General features: G+C 61.8%; 19 protein-coding genes. 1 reads left to right on the plus strand and 18 read right to left on the minus strand.

Annotated features, from left to right (window positions below; all coding sequences use genetic code 11):
- Positions 1-13 precede the first annotated feature (13 nt).
- Entirely contained in the window at positions 14-274 is a 261-nt protein-coding gene (locus HHL09_RS09200; protein ID WP_169454262.1) for a hypothetical protein, read from the plus strand.
- Here HHL09_RS09200 and HHL09_RS09205 read toward each other — a convergent pair.
- From HHL09_RS09205 to HHL09_RS09290, 18 genes are all read right to left on the minus strand, one after another.
- Complete coding sequence (locus HHL09_RS09205) at positions 258-1,514, minus strand: hypothetical protein (protein ID WP_169454263.1); 1,257 nt, start codon at positions 1,512-1,514, stop codon at positions 258-260. The genes HHL09_RS09200 and HHL09_RS09205 overlap by 17 nt on opposite strands.
- Positions 1,511-3,235, minus strand: coding sequence for a hypothetical protein (locus HHL09_RS09210; RefSeq protein ID WP_169454264.1), 1,725 nt, complete (start codon positions 3,233-3,235; stop codon positions 1,511-1,513). Before HHL09_RS09210 ends, HHL09_RS09205 begins: the two co-directional genes overlap by 4 nt.
- A 3-nt stretch (positions 3,236-3,238) precedes the next feature.
- Complete coding sequence (locus HHL09_RS09215; RefSeq protein WP_169454265.1) at positions 3,239-4,711, minus strand: hypothetical protein; 1,473 nt, start codon at positions 4,709-4,711, stop codon at positions 3,239-3,241.
- Positions 4,712-5,396: 685 nt separating this feature from the next.
- Complete coding sequence (locus HHL09_RS09220) at positions 5,397-7,211, minus strand: LamG-like jellyroll fold domain-containing protein (protein ID WP_169454266.1); 1,815 nt, start codon at positions 7,209-7,211, stop codon at positions 5,397-5,399.
- 3 nt (positions 7,212-7,214) lie between these two features.
- Entirely contained in the window at positions 7,215-8,006 is a 792-nt protein-coding gene (locus HHL09_RS09225) for a hypothetical protein (protein WP_169454267.1), read from the minus strand.
- A gap of 4 nt (positions 8,007-8,010) precedes the next feature.
- Positions 8,011-8,535: a hypothetical protein gene (locus HHL09_RS09230; RefSeq protein ID WP_169454268.1), complete on the minus strand. Its 525-nt coding sequence runs from the start codon at positions 8,533-8,535 to the stop codon at positions 8,011-8,013.
- Between the two features lie 14 nt (positions 8,536-8,549).
- Positions 8,550-8,789 carry a hypothetical protein gene (locus HHL09_RS09235; RefSeq protein WP_169454269.1) on the minus strand — a complete coding sequence of 80 codons (240 nt, stop codon included), beginning with the start codon at positions 8,787-8,789 and terminating at the stop codon, positions 8,550-8,552.
- 4 nt (positions 8,790-8,793) lie between these two features.
- Positions 8,794-9,246 (minus strand): hypothetical protein, encoded by a 453-nt coding sequence (locus HHL09_RS09240; protein WP_169454270.1) that lies wholly within the window; start codon positions 9,244-9,246, stop codon positions 8,794-8,796.
- Positions 9,246-9,710 (minus strand): hypothetical protein, encoded by a 465-nt coding sequence (locus HHL09_RS09245; protein ID WP_169454271.1) that lies wholly within the window; start codon positions 9,708-9,710, stop codon positions 9,246-9,248. Before HHL09_RS09245 ends, HHL09_RS09240 begins: the two co-directional genes overlap by 1 nt.
- Before the next feature lie 78 nt (positions 9,711-9,788).
- Positions 9,789-10,103, minus strand: coding sequence for a hypothetical protein (locus HHL09_RS09250; RefSeq protein WP_169454272.1), 315 nt, complete (start codon positions 10,101-10,103; stop codon positions 9,789-9,791).
- Between the two features lie 7 nt (positions 10,104-10,110).
- Positions 10,111-11,034, minus strand: coding sequence for a hypothetical protein (locus HHL09_RS09255; RefSeq protein WP_169454273.1), 924 nt, complete (start codon positions 11,032-11,034; stop codon positions 10,111-10,113).
- 21 nt (positions 11,035-11,055) lie between these two features.
- Positions 11,056-11,439 (minus strand): DUF2190 family protein, encoded by a 384-nt coding sequence (locus HHL09_RS09260; RefSeq protein ID WP_169454274.1) that lies wholly within the window; start codon positions 11,437-11,439, stop codon positions 11,056-11,058.
- A 35-nt stretch (positions 11,440-11,474) separates the two neighbouring features.
- Complete coding sequence (locus HHL09_RS09265; RefSeq protein WP_169454275.1) at positions 11,475-12,500, minus strand: phage protease; 1,026 nt, start codon at positions 12,498-12,500, stop codon at positions 11,475-11,477.
- Positions 12,501-12,540: 40 nt separating this feature from the next.
- Entirely contained in the window at positions 12,541-12,711 is a 171-nt protein-coding gene (locus HHL09_RS09270) for a hypothetical protein (RefSeq protein ID WP_169454276.1), read from the minus strand.
- 11 nt (positions 12,712-12,722) lie between these two features.
- Positions 12,723-12,914, minus strand: coding sequence for a hypothetical protein (locus HHL09_RS09275; RefSeq protein WP_169454277.1), 192 nt, complete (start codon positions 12,912-12,914; stop codon positions 12,723-12,725).
- Positions 12,911-14,221, minus strand: a complete 1,311-nt coding sequence (locus tag HHL09_RS09280) for a putative phage head morphogenesis protein (protein ID WP_169454278.1) — start codon at positions 14,219-14,221, stop codon at positions 12,911-12,913. The genes HHL09_RS09275 and HHL09_RS09280 overlap by 4 nt, the downstream gene beginning before the upstream one ends.
- A 275-nt stretch (positions 14,222-14,496) precedes the next feature.
- On the minus strand, positions 14,497-15,174 hold the full coding sequence (locus HHL09_RS09285; protein WP_169454279.1) for a hypothetical protein: 678 nt from the start codon (positions 15,172-15,174) through the stop codon (positions 14,497-14,499).
- The gene (locus tag HHL09_RS09290; RefSeq protein ID WP_169454280.1) at positions 15,171-17,339 is read right to left on the minus strand and encodes a phage portal protein family protein; all 2,169 of its coding nucleotides are present in this window, start codon (positions 17,337-17,339) and stop codon (positions 15,171-15,173) included. The genes HHL09_RS09285 and HHL09_RS09290 overlap by 4 nt, the downstream gene beginning before the upstream one ends.
- Between the last annotated feature and the right edge of the window lie 31 nt (positions 17,340-17,370).

Consider the following 17,370-nt stretch of genomic DNA (forward strand, 5'->3'; position numbering starts at 1 on the left):
CTAAAACTGCCCCGTGAAACTGTTCCTTCCCACCCTTCTGGCCCTCGCCCTGGTGTCCTGCGACTCCCCGGAGCCTGACGCCGCTTACACCGACCCGGCCCCGATCCTGCGGGAGAATGCCGAGTTGAAGAAGAAGGTGGCGGCGCTTGAGTACGAGCGGGATGAAGCGGTGAAGAAGCACGAGAGTGCGCTTCGTCTCGTTAACCAGTTCATGGATCAGAAATACGAGCTGGAGCGGAAAATGGAGAAAGCCGGGCTCACGGGATCCAATTGATTGGACCCTCCCATACCTGCCGGATGTTCCCAGCGCCGTCGCTCTCGGCGATAAGGAAAACCTTCAGCGTGCTGGTGTTCGCCGGCAGTAAGGGCGCAAAGAACGGCCCCTCCACTGCGGTGACTTCATTCGACCCGTTGACGGTCAGCTCGAGGTAAAGCTTTCCCCCCATCGGCGTGGCCAACGTTCGAACCGCCTCGGCCGCCCAAGGATCACCGCTCCCGTAGGTGGCTTCACCGTACGCCGTCGCCACCCACAGCCCGCCGTCCGGATCGTAGAGCCGATCGGGATCCGCGGCCCGGGTGGCAACAATGTCTAGCCCGTCGCTCCACTCCCCCGTCCCTGTGCCATCGATCGTCACGGTCCAACTGTCATCGACCGAGCTTTGCCAGGATTGCCAGCCGGTGGGCAGATAGGGACCACCTTGGGCGGTGCCTGAATAGGGAGTGATTGTGACCGCGGCATTTGGCCACGCTGGCATGTCGCTCTCCGCCTCGAGGTCGAAGGTGAATGGCGCTCCGCCGTTATAGGTGTCCTCACCGTAGGTCGTGCCGCTCATCGTGCCGGTGAGGCCTGCGGCGGCGACGGTGTAGGTCCACGGGCTGCCCCCGTTCCAATCGATTTCCGACTGCGCATTCGCCACCCATACCCCTGACGGGTCGGTCGTGCTGCCGCCAGTGCGGAAGAGGCGAGGGTCGCCGTAGAAATCCACCTGCACGTCGCCGGTGGTGAAGCTGTGAAAGGCCACCCAGCCCGGATAACCGACGGCTTGGTAGTATGCGCCGAAGCCCGAGTAATACCCGTCGATTGCCCAAGCCGTGATCGGAAAAGTCCCCGCGCTCGGAACACCGGTGAGCGATCCTCCGATCGAGCCGCTACCAGTGGCCAGCACGTCGGTGCCGTCATTCAGGGCAAGGTCGCCGGTGCCGGGATCCTTGGTGATGAATGCGCCCTTTGGGCCTCGCCAGTCGTCCGGTCCCCGCGGAGCAAAATAGCCGGCGGGAAAGTCCGGGTGTGCCGGGCCATTCTTCACGATGTAGTTTCGGCCGCTCCCGCCGTGGAAGGAAGCCCCTGCAGAAACCTCCCGCTGCACGGTGGTGTCGCCCCCTGCGCGAGGAAGCACAGCTTGGGAATCGTCGCCCACTTCGAAATAGGATGTCGTGCCGTGAAGGCAGTGCACCACGCCGGCCGCCATGGTGAGATTCCCGCTCGCATCGAGGAAGACTTGGAATTGACTCATAGGAAGACCACTTGATCGTTGGAGTTGGAGCGGACCGCCTGGGTGAGATCGCGGAAGGAATGCCGCTGAGGGGGACCAAGGCGGAGGGTTGTGACACCGGAGCGGATGTTCAGGGTCTCGCTCTGCACCATGGCGCCCATCGATTCGAACTCGGGATCCGCGCCGACCACGCTGATAAGTTTGTTCGCATACCGCTGGGCGCCGCAATCTTGCTCCATCCATCCGCAAGTCCCTTGGTAGGGCGTCCAATTGCGGGCATTGAGCAAACCGGTGGCAAAGCCCGCAGGCGGAGCAATGAAGGTATAGTCGGGCTGCCTGTAGATTTGTTGCCCTGCGGGGGCGCTGGCATTGATCAGGTATGCGCGGATTTCAGCGTTGTGGATAAACAGACGGTAACTCGCGTAGTTCGTGCTGCTACTGCCCTTGAACCCTGCGGCGATGTCACCAGCCCACTGGACGGAGTACCACCACTGCGGCACTTGCTCCCAAACGCCCCCGGGCCAATTGCGTTCGCGCCACTCGTAGTAAACCGGGCAAACCACGGTAACTTCCTCGACAACGAACTGGTCTTTGAGCCATTCCGGCAAGTTGTCACTCACGAGGATGTTCTTTCCTGCCGTCGAGACCGTTTGCCCCTGCCCATTGAGAAACTTCGGGCCTGCAATCGGAATCGTCTTATTGGTCCCCGGCAGATCCTGATTGTAGGTTTGATAGGACAGCGCCACCGGTCCGATATTGAGCGGAAGCGACTGAGGAGGGATGCCAGCAACCTGACCGGCTGCCACGATGCTTCCCGACTTGTTCAGCACCCAATTCTTGAAGGTGGTCCCCGAGGTGGCCGCCGTCTGGAGAACGTAGCCATCGAGCTTCTCTTCGGGGAGGAAAGTATCCAACTCCTTGCCGCTGGCAGTCAGGATCATCACGTGTCCGAGTTCCGCGGTTCCCGCCTTCTGCTCCTGGTAGCGGCGGGCTCCGGTTGGCCCGCGATCATAGAAAGGCACTCGCACTTGGGAGGCCCGGAGCTCATCCATCGGAGTGAGTTTGAACTGGCCCGGCGTGAAGATCGAGGCATCCAACGTTACCGCGGACATCGAGCCGACCGACAAGCCTGCTAGGCGGCGGGTGATGTTGATGACCGGAAAGCCGGCTCCGGTGTAGTCGAACGATACCACCATGTCGCCGATCAAGCGGACCAATTCTGAGATGGCCTGCGCGCAGCTCCCCTGATTCAGGGTGATGGGAATGCACGCAAAACATGTGGCAATCGTTCCTTTAATCATCGGCACGCCCAAGGCGATGCACCGGTCTATCAACGTGCCTAGGCTGACGGTCATGCTCTGGGCCGGAAACCCGATCGTGGTCCGAACCCCGGATCCGCCTCCGCTCGCGGCATCGAGGGTGATGGCCGTGGTCAGCTGAATTTTCTCGAGCCAATGCCAAGGCCCGACGACATCGACATTCACCCGGTTCCCGTTGCGATCAGGTCTGAGCGCGTGCCCAAAAAAGAAGCGCTGACTGTTTCGGTAGAAGCTCACCGTCTGCCCTTCCTCGGGGAACTCCTCGGCGCCGGGCACGAAGTTCCTCAAAGGCACCTCCCATCGGCACCGGTCAATGTTCAGGGCGATGAAATCGAACTGGGCGGAATCACCGGTAAAGGGGCGCGCGTTGCCGTTCAGCCGTTTTCCTGCCTCCCCCGCATAGCTCCAGATATTAGCAGGCATGGCTTATTGCTGGTTGGGGACCGACTGCATCATTTGCCGGGTCTCCCCGATGATCTTCCGGACGTCGACCATGTCGGATGCCAGGCCATTCACCTGAAGCACCGTCTCGTTAATCGTGGTGTTGACCTCTTGGCGCATGCCGATGAAGGACTCCCTAAGCTTGAGAAGCTCGGCCTTTATGGGCTCCAGCTGCTCTCCGTCCGGTATATGATCGGAAAGGAGGTCTTTGAGAGCTTCCATCGATTCAACCGCCTGCCGCGAAAGCTCTTGGCCGGTTTGCTCCTGAACCTTTGCCACGGTATCAAGGACCTTCTTCACACCTTCGGTGGCCTTGGTGCTGATTTCCTCCGTGGCATCAGCGTTTATCGCATCGAGCTTGTCACCGGTCGTTGCCACCAGCGCGCGCATTCTTTCGGTGATGACGCCCGACAAGTTCTCGACATCGGCCTGCGCTTTGTCGGCGGCCGCGCGTGCATCGGTGGCCTCTCTTCGAAGCCCTTCCACGTCAGCCTGGGTAGTTGCGTCATTTGCCTCTGCGGTTTGCACATTGAGGTCGGCCTTAGCCGCTGCAGCCGTTGCAAGGTCGGCCTTCGCTTTCGCGTCCTCCAGGTCTCTCTGAAGGCGGGCAAGCTCCGCTTTCAAATCCTCTCGCACGCCCACCGCCTCGACTTCCCGAGGGCTCGCGCCAGCACGCACAGCGGCATTCTGCTGGGACTGGCGGACGGCTGCATCGGCATCCGCCGTCGCGTCGAAGAGCTTGCGTTGGCGCTCGATCGCGGCCGTCGCGGCATCGATGGCCTCGCGCCCCCGCTGGAAGAATTCCACCAAGGAGTTTCGCCGGGTTTCAAGCCGCGCATTGTCTTGCGCCGTCTTCAGGTTCTTTGCCGCGGTGGCCGCATTGTCCTGCGCCGTCTTCAGCGCCTTGAAGTCCTCTACCGCACCGGTGATCGCCGACCGGAGCTTGCCGGTGAAAAGGCCGGCCAAGCCGCCAATGGCAGCTCCCAGCGGACCGCCAACCGCAAAGCCCTGAGCGGCACCGGCGGCCGTGGCAGAAAGAGTCTCAAGCCCCGTGGCCATCCCGCCAACGAACTGAGCCCCGCGGGCATTGCTTTCGCTGAGATTGTTCGCCAAGGTGCGCACGTCCCGGGCAACGTCTCCAATCACCTGGGCGAACTGGGCGGCGACCTGCGCACGCTGCAGCCCGATCAATTCATCCATCTTCGGGGAGGCCTCGTCGGCATTGTCCCCAAGGTCCTGAGCGTGCTCCGCGGCATCGCTCACCGAATCGGCAAGCTTGTTCGTGGCCTCGGCCTGCCGGTTGATCTCGTCCGTTCGCTCCGGGCCCATCATGGAATCCGGCATCGACATGGGATTTGCCGCGGCCTGCTGGATCTCCTTGATCGCCTCCTCCACCTTCTCGGCTCCGGAGGTGTCAGCCTCCGTTCCGATCCGGATATTCACGTCCTTGTCTGCCATGCGCGCAGGGTCACGCGCGCGGGAGGCTTCCGCGATTCGCCGGAGTGGTCCCCAGCTGCTTGCTGGGCCGTCCCTTGTATGCGTGCTAAGCAAGCCGCCGCGGCACTGAATCGGGCGGATGTACTTCCGCGGATTGCTTACGCGGAGCGGATGGTCTCTTCCGCCCTCTTGATCCGCCGCGCCCGCCAGAGGAGCAGGAGGGACCACGGGAGAGCCACGGCGAGGAGGAGGAGCCAGTGGGGAAGAAAAAAGCCCTTTTCCTCATGTAGGAGGAACGGGGGGCATAGCGGGACTGAAGCGTTATCCGCTCTCGGACTGAACCCTCTCAATCGTCCTTTTGGTGCATAGATTGTCAGTGGCTCCGGAGACTGTAAAAATCGGAAAGACGCTGACGTGTCACTCCACCTACAAACCACTCCTCCCGCAGCCTGACCGACCGAAGCTCGATTCACGGTGGCGGATGCGTATCGGGTGAAAGAGTCGCGCCATGCCCAGCAGATGAACCCCATCACCAACAGGCCTGACCAAAACGTGATGGAGCGATGCAGCGGGCGGGGCTTCACGGGGGCAGGTTGCAGGGACTGACCGCTGGAGACACGCGAAATCACCCTTCCTCGCCTGGAATGTTGCCATTCGTCTCCTTTTCCCGGATCTGGACTGCGATGCTCTGACCTGCACCCGTGGGTTAGTTCGTGGTCAGCGTCGTATGGAGCGCTGCCATTTCGAAGAGATCCAAAGCGCGCTGGATGATCACCACCCGGGCGACGTCGCCGGCCGCGGCATTCGCCCCGCTCACTCCGGCCATGATGCGGGTGATCCCGCTGGAGGTGGCATCGGTGGTGCCAGAGCTGGTGAGGGCGCCAGACGCGACAAGCACGCCATTTACGAAGAGGGCGGCGGTGCCAGCGGCGTAGTTGATCGAGACGGCCAATGTCTTGGCATCATACTGCGCGGCAGCCCCGGCGAAGGTGACAGTCGCGGTCGCCTCGCTATCAGTGCGGCGGATGAGAGCTTTCAGGTCGCCACCATCCACCCGAAGGAGCGAGCGCGGCTGGGTGCTATCGTTCGTCCCGCAGAGCAACAGGTCATTGAGGCCAGTCACCCGATTGAGCGTGCCATACCATGCAAGAGTGAGGCCGCTCAGGCTCACCAGCTGGAGCGGGCTGGAAAGGTCCATCCGATCATTCGAGCCGTCGAACTGCGCGCGGTAGCCGTTCACGAACTTGGCAGGCGAAACGCTGGTGCGATTCAGCGTCATGGTATTCGTACCCCCCATGTCGATCACCGAGGTGGCTCCGGTCACGGCATTGTAGAAGATAAGCCAGCACCCGGTGGCGGTGGGTGAGTTCACGTGATCGTTCTGCGCGCGGGCCTGCAGGGTGTAGCCCCGCATAAGGTTCGCCGTGCCGGCATCGGTGGCCCCGATCACAAGCGGTGCGGTCGAATTGAAGATCGCAGTCGAGACGCCGACGACCACCGCCCCGAGTTGGAGCGCCGGAGGAATGAAGAGCTCACCCTGGGGAAAGGCATCCGTGGCGACATAGAAGCGAATGTTTGAGCCCGTCCGCTCCGCCACCAGCGTGGCCAGCGTGAGCGGCGCAAGGCCTGTCGGTACCGTGCTGGTGTAGGTGAGCACGCCGCCCGCGGTGCCATCGGTCGAGATCTGCAACTCAACGGTGCCGTTCGGATTGACGAAAAGTGCGTAGCTTCTTTGGTTCCCTGCCGCGGTCCACTTGGAGACAAGGCAGTACTTCGTTCCCGGGGTGTAGCTATCGAGCTTCCCTTGCCATGAGAGGGCGAAGTTTCCGGAGAAGTCCAAGCCGCCAGTGTCCGGGACGCTCCCGTAGTTCCCGGCGATTCCGGGAAGATAGAGGCCGCCGACCCTCACGCCGCTGCGCATCGACCGGGCGATCGCGACCGGCTGGTTCGCACCCGTCGCTTGCACGGCATCCATCGAGCCGGTGCCGGAATTCGACCAGAGGGAAAGGGGCTCAAGCGTGCCGTTCGAAATGCCGACATCCGCATAGAGGGCAACTTCCGCGCCTGCTCCAGGCTGGGGGGCATTGGCTTCTGCCACGATCTCCCCGCCGAGGATAACGAGGTTCTGCTTGGTCAGGCGTTCTCTTTGATTGGTTGGCCACGATTTCACGGCCGCGTTCTTCAGCCTCCACGCTTTGCCCGACTGGAGCGAAAAAACGATGTCCCGCATGTCCCGGGGCAACGCCATTGCCTCATTCATCCGCGTTTCGAAGGCATCGTCTAGCGTGTCCTTGATGCGGCACAGTGTGAAGGTCAGCTTGTGGGCTTCATTCCCGCGGGGGAAGTTCCGGACGCCCACGATATTGGAGCCCTGCGCGACATCGACGACCTGCTCGCCGTCGATCGCCACCGGGGACCACATGGGATCTCCGATTTCCACGAGCACCTTCTTCGCGCCGTCCGGATCCCAGACAACGCGCACGAAGGAATCGAGAAGCACCTCGTCGCTTTCCTCAGCCATAAATCAGATGTCCACCTTGATCGGCGGCTTGGGCAATCCGCCTTCGCCACCGGAAAGATATGTTTTGGTCAGGGTCAGCAAGCCGGATCCATTGTTACCAGGCGCATTGGCGATACTCACAAGCGCGTTCGCCGCGACGTTGGCCTCGATCGCCGCCTTGATCTGCGTAGCGGTCGAGGTGGGACCGCCCGATCCGTTGGTCGCGAAGTAAACCACGATCTCGAACTTCGATGGAGTCTCAACCCGCAGCGGGCGATTGATCCCGCCGGGGTGCGTGATCTCAATGGAAATGCCGTCACCGATCCTTCCGGGCTCACGCGCGGTGAACTTGAGGTTCGCGTTGGGCGTCCCGATGGCAGTGGTCAAGGAAGCGGCGACAGGGTCCACCGCGCCACCCAAATCCACCGTGACCGGCGGTTGCGGATCCCCGCTCTCTCCCCCTCCAAGGTCCTCGGTGATTGGGGGCGGCGTCCAGTGGGTGAAGACCGGTTCTCCACCGATGATGCCACTCGTCGGCGAGTAGTCATCCACCAGCCAAGGCCACGGTGCCGGGCCTCCGTTGAAGAGCTTGGTGTTCGACGGGTCGTAGATGTCCCACGTCGGGGCGTCCTTCACGATCTTGGCGGTGCCATTCACGTGAAGGAAATACGGGTTGCTTGCCTCTCCGGGATCATTCGCGATGCGATAGTTCCCATTGACCGCCGCGGCCTCACCTCCGGTGCACCCGGAGATCGTGAAGCCCGGCCAAGGACCGGTGAGAACGGACAAGTCGACGGTAACGGGAGCGGAGGGCATGGAATCAGGTCAGGTTGGAAACTTCGCCGGTGTTCAGCGTGCTGATGAGCTGGGTGAGCACGATCGCGTAAGGATCGAGGCCTTCCTTGAAGGTGTAGCCCTCGCAGCTTGCTTCAGCCCACACGTTGAGCGCTACGATCTCCTGGTCGGTCTGGTCGTATCCCTGAACGATCCACCAGCCGGTTAGCAACTCGCTTGCACTACCAGGAACGAACACGCCGCCGACGGGCTTCTCGCCACCAAGGACAAGCTCGGCAAGGGTGGTCTCGGTGAACTCCTGAAGCGAGAACGCGTGAGTCACCTCCGTGCTAAGGATGATGGATTTCCGGTTCTGGAATTTGCCGGGAGCCGGAGCGCGGCGCTTCACGATGTTGCGCGTCACCTTCGGAGCCCAATCCGTGATAGATGGGAATTTGATGTAGTTCCCCGGCGAGGTGTCGGGCATGGCCTCGGGGCCGGTGGGAATGCCGCCGATGACGGTACCGGCGCGGCAGAAAAGGAGATGGCTACCAATGATGATGTCTTTCACGGGATCAGGTGGTGTTAGGATTGAACGTCAATAATCTCAGCTTCGCCGGCGTCCTTCAGGAATTTGGCATGTGCGATGGGGACCAACGGGACGACCTGCCCCTTGCCGAACGTGAAGCCGCGGGCGCGGGTTTTCTTCGCCTTGGTCTCAATGGTCGCGGTTCCCGATTCCTCTGGTGCGGTGTCTTCTGCCTTGGGGACGGCGGCTCTGCGGCGGCGTGGTGCCGGTGGTGTCGATGATTGCTCTTCGCTCATGGGATCAGCTGATGAGGTTTCCGGGCGCTTGCGCGGTGAGGGTAGCGACGTCGTAGACAGCGCCATCTCTGCCGGTGGCGGCTTCGAAGGTGACGCTGCCGCAGGTGATATACATTGACCGGTTGGAAGGGACTTCGGGCGGCCACCAGCCCTGGAGCTTCTCCTCGATCTCGGTCATCAGGTCGTCGGCGTCCTTGATGTCCTTCTGTGTGAGAAGGGGCACGGTGAAGAGATCCACGGCATAGTTGCCAACGTAGAACGATGTCTTTGCCTTCCCGCCGGTGTTCTGGCCGGTCAGCAATCGGATAATCACCGCCCGGCCCCGGGTCTTCGTCATCCGCTTTTCAAACTCGGTACCAACGTTTGCCCGGAAAAACACAACGACCTTGCCTTGCAGCTCCGGAATCTCTTCCAGGCGCGATTTCATGGCGTGGGCGATGGTGCGGAGGCGGAGCATCAGAAACGCAGGTAAGGGTCGCCACCGACGGCGGAGGATGCCGGGGAGGTCGCGGGAGGCGCTTCGGTCTCGGCGAAGGCCGAGGCATTCAGCGACGTGAGGGAGTTCCGGGTCTTAATCGCGTCGTTGTATTCGTCGCGCCGCGGATCGGTCATCCCTTCGGGGACCGGTGGAATCCCGATGATGGCGTAGCGGACGAGCACGGCCGCAGGCCCGATGCACCAGTCTGGCAGCGTGCCGGGAGGGCCGAGGTAACGCACCGCAGGGTTGGCCATGATCTTCCCGCGGAACTCGGCGAGGATCTGGTCGCGGATGATCGGCAGGCGATCGGCCGCATCGGGCGGAACCACTGCTTCGCCACCTTCTTCCGGATACTCGGCGTTGGCGACTTCGTTGTAGACGTCGAGCTCCCGCTGGGAGAACCGGGACTTGGCAAGGTCGGCAGTGAATTCAATCCAAGGCATGGCAGCTTTTCTAAGAGAACGCCCCGCCCATCTTGCGGACGGACGGGGCGTGAGGGTCAGGAGCAAACAGCTAGGCAATCACGGAACAGGCGGATTCCCGGAATCGGTTTCGGGGTCGTCGTTCTCGTCTTCCTCCTCTTCGGTCCCGGGCTCATCCGCCGTGCCGTTGGCCGCCTTCTTTGCGGCTTTCTTGGCCGCCTTCTTCGCGGCTGGCTTCGGAGGGTCGGCGTCGATCTCGGCCTTCTCCTTGGTGTCGGTGCCAGCCTCCACCTGCTTGAAGTGAAGGAAGCAATCGAGATCGGGACCGTCCGGAAGCTGAACGGTGGATCCGCTTTTGAAGTGCTTGCCGCCGTAGTGGATGCCGCGCGGGTCGGTGACTTTGTGGGGATTCATGGCAGTATTAGCTGAGGACTGCGGAGAAGTAGTAAGCGGCGCCGGCAGCCACGACCTTTTCATCGGTATACTGGCGGGCGCGGACGATGCGGGAATCGATCTCGTTTTGATCGTAGGTGAAGGTCGAGATACCAACCGGGCCGGAGCCATCGGCATGCACCCAGTTGAAGGTGCGGGCCCAATTGAGGTCCGTCATATCCTCCGAAGGATTGGAGTAGCTGAGGAACGCCTCGTTCGACCAGATGTCACCGAGGGATGGGGTCTGCCCTTCCTGGGCGGTGTTGATGAGGTCACCAGCGACTGCGATCTGGACCTCGAGCACGGATTCGAGCTTCTCCTTGTTCAGGACGCCGTCGGTGTTGCCGAAGAAGCTGGTCTTGATCTCCGGGGAGAGAATCAGCTTCCGGTAAACATTATAGGGCAGCGTCAGGAGATTCGGCGTTACGCCGATCTTGCCACGGATCACGGCCTTCGCCGCTTCAAGGTCCGCGATGATCGTGGTGCCGCTGGAGGCGCCCCACTTCACAGAAGGAGAAGACGTCGCGGTAGTCGCGCGGGCCATGTCACGGACGCGGATCTCGTGGTTCAGGGCGACCACGCGCACGGCGCGTTGCATCGCGGCCTTGTCCGCTGCGAAGACGTTGGCGAATTGCCGGATCTGCATCTTGTCCATCGGCTCCTCGATGCCGTAGTCCTGAGCGATATAGGAATCGCTCGAGAGCTTCGACTTGAGGCGCTTGAACCCGGACGCTGGCGCGCGCTGGATGTTCGTCGGGATGTCCGTGAAGTTGGACGAGTCGTAGACGTAGTATTGCGCGGCGTGATCCTGGACGTTGACCACCGGCGCGATGCGCGCGCCAACGGTCTGGAGGGTGGCAATGTACCGGCTGGCGGTCTTGGTGAGAACGGGATTGAGAAGTGGAGTCTTCACGATGGCAAATGAGGGTGTGCGTTAGGCGAGGGTGCGGAAGGCGTCCACGATCTCGATGACATCGCCATCAGCGGAGTTTCCTTGAGTGAGTTTCCGGCCGATCGTGTTGCCAGTGGCAGAATTCACGACCTTGCCGCCAGTGCCCCAGATGACGTTGCCGCCCTTGGCGATCACGCCGCCAGCGACAACCTTGACCGTGCCGCCCTTGCCGAGCAGGCGGATAGTCACGTGGGAATTGCCCTCCTGCTTCTCGGCTACAACGCCGATGGCATTGTTGGCCGAGGTCGCAATCTGGACGGTGTCGGCAGCTGTGCCGAGTTCGACGAGGTAACCCTCCTTGTTCAGAAGGGCGTCGAGCACCGCCTCCTTGAAAGGATGGTATGGGGTATCCTGATACGTCTCCATGGTGAGATGAGGTGAAAAGTGTGTGGGTGGCGGGCTTATTCGGAGAGGGACGCGAGGTAGTCGTTGTAGGCGTCCGGGCTGGAGGCGAGGACCATCTCGCGACCTTCATCCAGCGTCTTGGCCTCGCCGGCGGTGACGAGCTCCCGCGCTTGCTTGTCCAGACTCGTGGCGTCTTGCCGGTCGGCACCGCCAGCAATCACGGGCTTGCGCAAGTCGCCGTTCTTCTTCGGCAGATTGGCCAGCTGCTTTTCGGTGAAGGCATCGCCAGCCGAAATGCGCTCGATGAAGCCGGTTTGGGTCTCCTCGTCCTTCGGAGCGATGCGGCCATCAGCCACCGCGGCCTCCACAAGATCCTTGGCGCGCTTTTCGGCGGCGGCCTTGGTCGCGGTTTCGGCAGCTTTGACTTGCGACTTCAGTTCGCCGTTTTCCTTTTCGAGGACCGGCACGCGCGCGGCAGCGGCCGCAAGTTCCTCGATCTTCTTCACGCCGGAGGATTCGGCGTCCTTGTGAGCGTCATCGATGCCGAGAGCGGCGAGAAGGGTCTTCATGATTTTGGAGTCTTGTGGTTCAAGCTCGCCAGCATCGGCGGCAGCTACTGCGGGGATTTCGCGAAATGCTGGATCGTTCACCAGCCCTCCGAGTGGTCCCCGGTTTGGGAGCCCCGCCGGCACATCGTCGTCATCCAGGTCAAAGCGCGGGGAGAAGTACCGGTACTCCCGTCCCTCGATCGCCGACTTTCCCTTCGCGGACCAATCAACCGAACACATCAGGCCGACGCCGGACTGATAGCGGAAAGCGGTAGGGAAGCCCGAAGCCGGGCCCGCGGCGATGTGGTCGAAGTCGAGCCGCGGGCCTACATTCTGCAGGTTGAGCTTGTCGAGGTCGCGTTGAAAGGCCGCGGCGACCGCTTCTCCGCGGTCTGCCGTCATCTTCACCTTGATGCCCTTCGGATGGCTCTGCGGATAGATCTGATGTTCCCCTTCGGGGATGTAGACGATCTCCGTGGGCGCGGCTTTCACCTTGCCGAACGGGCTGACAATCGCAGTGACCAGTAGACGCATACAGCCATCTACCGATCACGATGCGCCGATGGAACTCGCCCTAGTGGTCCCCGGCTTCAGCCAGGAGCCTTTGCATCTCCTCCATCTCCTCAGGCGTGAAGCGACCGTCTTGCTCTGACAGGTAGTCGATGCCCTCCTGCTCGCCCACCAGCGTAAGGTATCGCACCAGCATGGAGCGGTAGTCGAAGGATTTAGAGACTGGCTCAGACATCGTCATGGTTCTTACTCGAATTCGTCCGTCGGTAAGGCGCGAGCCTCGGCCGTCAACTGCTCATACTCCGCAATCTCCTCCTCGGTGGCAGTGCCAGCGCGGACCTTCTCGCCAAGCTCCAAGACCCTTCGAATAATCGGATCGGACGACCAAATAGCCTCCGCCTCGTCAGTGATCTGGGTTCTGATGTCGATCCGCTTCATTGCACGATTCCGTAGTCCAGGGCGAGCATACCGGGGAAATCCCGCTGAATCAATCCCATCGCCGCCCGACGCGCTGGAGCTGTGTCACCGCCCCTTCGGCACAGGATGGCATAGCTGGCGAGCAAGTCGGAGACCTTTGCCGGGTCGAACTGCGGCCCGGCCTTAAACCGGAAAAGCTCCAATTCTCCCCGCTCGTTCCTGGTGATCACCCGGAGAATCTTGTCGGCATTCATGAATACCCACTTGAAATCCCCATCACTGGGACCACGGCCGCCGGGGTGATTGTGCGTCACGATCGATCCCGCCGGCAGGTCAGGCACTTTGATAGAGGCGCGGCCCCCGACCCCCGCGCGGTAGATTCGGCCCGACGCATCGTGCGCGACCATGATTTCCAGCGGAGATTCGACGATGAGCTTCTCCTCAGGCGTGGCGATGAACTCCGAGGCCCCAAGATGCCGTGCGCGGGAAACTCCCCGCTTCTGAGGTGCCGGAAGTTTCCGCTCGATGCGGCTGAAGATCTCCGCCGCCTGCCTGCTCCAATCCTCGACATTCGGCGCTCGCTCGGCTGCCCGCTTCGACAAGGCAATCCGGTTGTCGTCGATGATCAAAGGCTCCTCGGGAACGCCAAGGTCGATCAGCTTTCGTATCCGCGCGGCCTCGGCAAGGTCACCCCGTTGGATCGCCTTCCTCTCGCTGCGCTGCATGGCACTGCGCCGGGCCTTCGCCGCCTCACGCTTGGCGATGTCCTCCATAGACTCCAAGTCCTCGATCTCTTTCTCGAGGGAATCGACTAGCTCCTTTTTCAGCTCGGGGTCCAAATCCCCGATGTTCGCCCAAACGCTATCATTAAACGCTGGTTCCGGCTCCGCAGGTGGGGTGACCGGCGCACCGGGCTTCACCAGCCCCAGGCGCTCGGCATCCTCCCTTGAAACGTCCTCCTGGCCCATCCCGGAATTGAAACCGTAAGGTCCCCACGGGACACCGAAGCCGCCGATTTCGGGATCGTTCTGAAACTTCGCCCAATACTCGTAGTCGGTCTTTAGCTGAACGTCCCCCTCGCTTACCGCATGCCTGGGCCTCGCCTCCCCGACATCGTGCTCGCGGATGAAGCGGGCTGCGGGGAAGGCTTTGCGAACTGCGGGTGACATGCCTTGCCGCCACTTCCCGAAGCCGTAGGCCTGGCGAACGTTGGTATCGAAAATCAATCCGAGGCGCCGGCTGCTGCGGATGTCAGTGACATCGTTGCGATTCACATCCTTCCAGTCCTCAGGCTTCACCATGCCCTCGGCCTCCATGAATTCTCTCATCGCCACGATAAAATCTGACCGGCTTCCTACACGGCGAAGCGTGTGTTTGGTGCCGTCCGGGCCGACAACCTCCTCGGTCGTTCCCACGAGATAGTCGAAGATCAGACCTTGGGCTCTATCCAGAAAGCGGGCGCTTTCTACCCGCGACGAAAACATTGATCGGACCCGGACGGAAGGTTGTTGCGCGGCCCAGTCGGCCGAATCCCACTCTTGAGGATTCAGGTTCTTCTTGAGGAGGAAAAGGACTGCCTCTTCAAATGGCGTCGGACGCTCGATCATCGCTTCAGCTTGTCTATCAATTCGCGGCGCCACGCAACTCCATAGGCCTTTTTGATATCCCCGGTGGGAGGCAGCGCCCCCGGCCACGGAGTTTGATCCACTCCCTTGGAAAACGCATAGACCATTCGGATATGACCCCGCGCGGAGATCTGGATTTTCTGCCCATTCTTCCGGCGGCCATAGGTGCGGTTGATCACGCTCTCACTTCCAGTCTTCGCCCGTTCAAAGAGGCCCATTCGACCCTTGATCGTGAAGAGATCGGTCCCGTAATCCATCTCATAGTCAACCGCCCGCTTGCCATGCGCCTCGGGGACCACGGGAATCGTAAGAAATTGCACCCTTTTGGGAGTGATCTTCCCTCCGCGGACCTTGTGGCCGAGGTGGGGCGCATCGTTCGCGATCGTTGCACCGTCCCTGTCGGCCACCGAGAGGAACCAGGAATCCGCCACCTTGGTGCCGAAGCCGGTACTCTCCCGCCCGGGCCCATGCGTGGGCAAGGCAGGATTCTCCCAACCGCCCCGCGCTTCGAATATCCGGTGATACTCCGCCGATCGCAGGACAGCCGCACGGCCGGCAACCGCATTCAAGGCGGTGGCCTGCTCGCCCGTCAGCATGGAGATAAGCCGCTTCATCTTCGGCCCTGCCCCGTCAGTCAGTGAAACGGTGACCTTCATTTCTCGTAGCGCTCGACGCTGCCGGCGAGCATTGCGGAACCGATCGCGTTCTCCATCGCCTCCCGAAGCGCCTGGGTGTCGAGGACGCCGAAGAGTTCGGGGAGTTCCCGCTGTGCCTTCTGCAGCACCTCTTGAAAGTCCTCATCGGTGGCGGTCTCATCCATGGCCGCGGCAAGCAGCTTGTCGAAGAACGGACGCACCGGTCCCAGCCATTGGGACTGCACTCCGGTGAGGCCTTCCATCACGGCTGCCGAAAGCTTCTCCAACGTGGTGCCCTTCTTCCGTGGCGGGTGGTCGAGCTCGTCCGAGAGGTCTTCCCGCAGGCTGGCCGCTACGGTGGTGCTCGGCATGCGGTGAGCCATCATCAGGCACCGGGCGATCGGCGCCGCAAGCCGGATGATCCGGATATCCTCCTCGGCCATCACGTGGGCTTGCCACTGGTGGTGACCGTCGATCACGTGGTCGTCCTCGGAAACGAGGATCGAGCGATTCCCGCCCTTGTAGTCCAGGGCCGCGCGCACCTTTTCCGGGGAGAATTCCAGCTGTGTCGGCTTCAGGGTATCGGCCGGTACCGTCTCCTCGCTCGCGCCAATCCCCCGCTTGCGGAAGAACTGAACCAACGAAGCACGGTCACCGCTGCGGATCTGCGGCATCTCGGCTCGGGGCACGCCGAGGGATCCGCTATTCGCAGGAAAGCGCCGCCAGCTCAAACCGGCGTCCGCAGCCTCGACCTTCTTCTTCTCGGGCTCTTCCTTCCTCTCGGCGGGCGGTTCTTCTTCGGTCTCCTTCTCTTCCTTGGGCGGGATCGGCTTGCCGGTCTTGGGATCGATCTTTGGCTCTGGGTCCGGCTTCTCCTTGAAGAGCGGAGCACCGTCCGCAGGGATCGGGATACCGTGCCGTTCATAGAACCATTGCCGTTCAACGGGAGTTTGGCCGCTGGTGATCCCGAGGGCGTTGTCACGCTCGGCCATGGCCTTTTCATCCCTCGGCTGCTCGTAGACCGCCCAAATACCCGGGATATCGTCGCGGCCGTCGCCGTAGTTCACCGCAACGATTGAGGCGGAAAGCTGGTGAGTAAGGATCTCGCCGACGAAATCGCACACGCCTTCGACGACCTCCTCGCGAACATCCATGTGCACCTCGCCCAAGGCACGCGCGCCTTTCTCTCCGGAGGTGGTCGTGAGGTTCTGACCGAGGATGAAGACGGATACTTGCTCATCCGCCATCTTCAGGAGCTCGCGCTGTGGGAGACTGGTGCCGCCGCGGCTATCGCTTTCGAAATGAAGTTCGGTGCCGGTTGGGAAGATGCCCCATGCCGCGGCCCCGATGTTCTCCATCATGTTCTGAATCTCGGCCTTTGCCGTGGTGTCGCCGGCAACGTAGTTCGCCCATCGGATCGGTTGCCCGAAGAGCTGCGAGTACTGCATGAACCACTTCAAGCCGAAGACCGCTGCCAGCCAGTAGCCGGTGAGCGCGCGCAGGGGTGCGGCAAGCGTCGGGTGCCCGGGATGGCTTCCATTCACTGCAATGAGGAAGCGATGCTCCGGGAAATCAATGTAGGCACTCAACCCGGACTCCCCGCCCGAGGGGTCGAGCATCAAGCGGTCCTCGTCGTGGAACTCGTAGGGATAGCCGTAGTATCGGGCCGAAATCGGCTTCGTTCCACCTGGTGCCCACTCCCCTTTCTTCTTGTCCCATTCGATCTGTTGGAGCTGGTGACCGAGGAAATACCCCATCACGAGATCATCGAGCGTCCCTTCAAAGCCGCGGATCTGCCGGGTTGGGTCCGGCTTCATCGCCCAAATGGAGTTCTCCACTTCCTTGGCAAGCTTCTCCGCCTTGGCGTCGGCCTTCTCGCCGCGCGGTGCCCATGGGACCACCTTCCAAGGTGCTTTCCGAACCTTCCGTTTGATCTCTGCCAGCGCCTTCGAAAGGAAAGGCCAGGTATCAATCATCGCGTAAAACAGGAGCTGCTGCAGCCGAAGGTCCCCGGAGATCGATCCCTCGAGCGTGCCGCCGACCTCGCGCGGCAGCTGCTCCCGCTTGAAGATCTCGAGCAAACGCTCCCGCGCGGCGGGGACCACGATGGAATGGGAAAGCGGGGCCGAGGACGCGGACTGAGGCGTAGCACCTTCGGGGCGGGGACCATTGGACGGGCCGGACATGCCACGCAGGGTGGCAATCCCCCTGTGCCGT

Source organism: Luteolibacter luteus (genome assembly GCF_012913485.1).
GTDB classification, from domain to species: domain Bacteria; phylum Verrucomicrobiota; class Verrucomicrobiia; order Verrucomicrobiales; family Akkermansiaceae; genus Haloferula; species Haloferula lutea.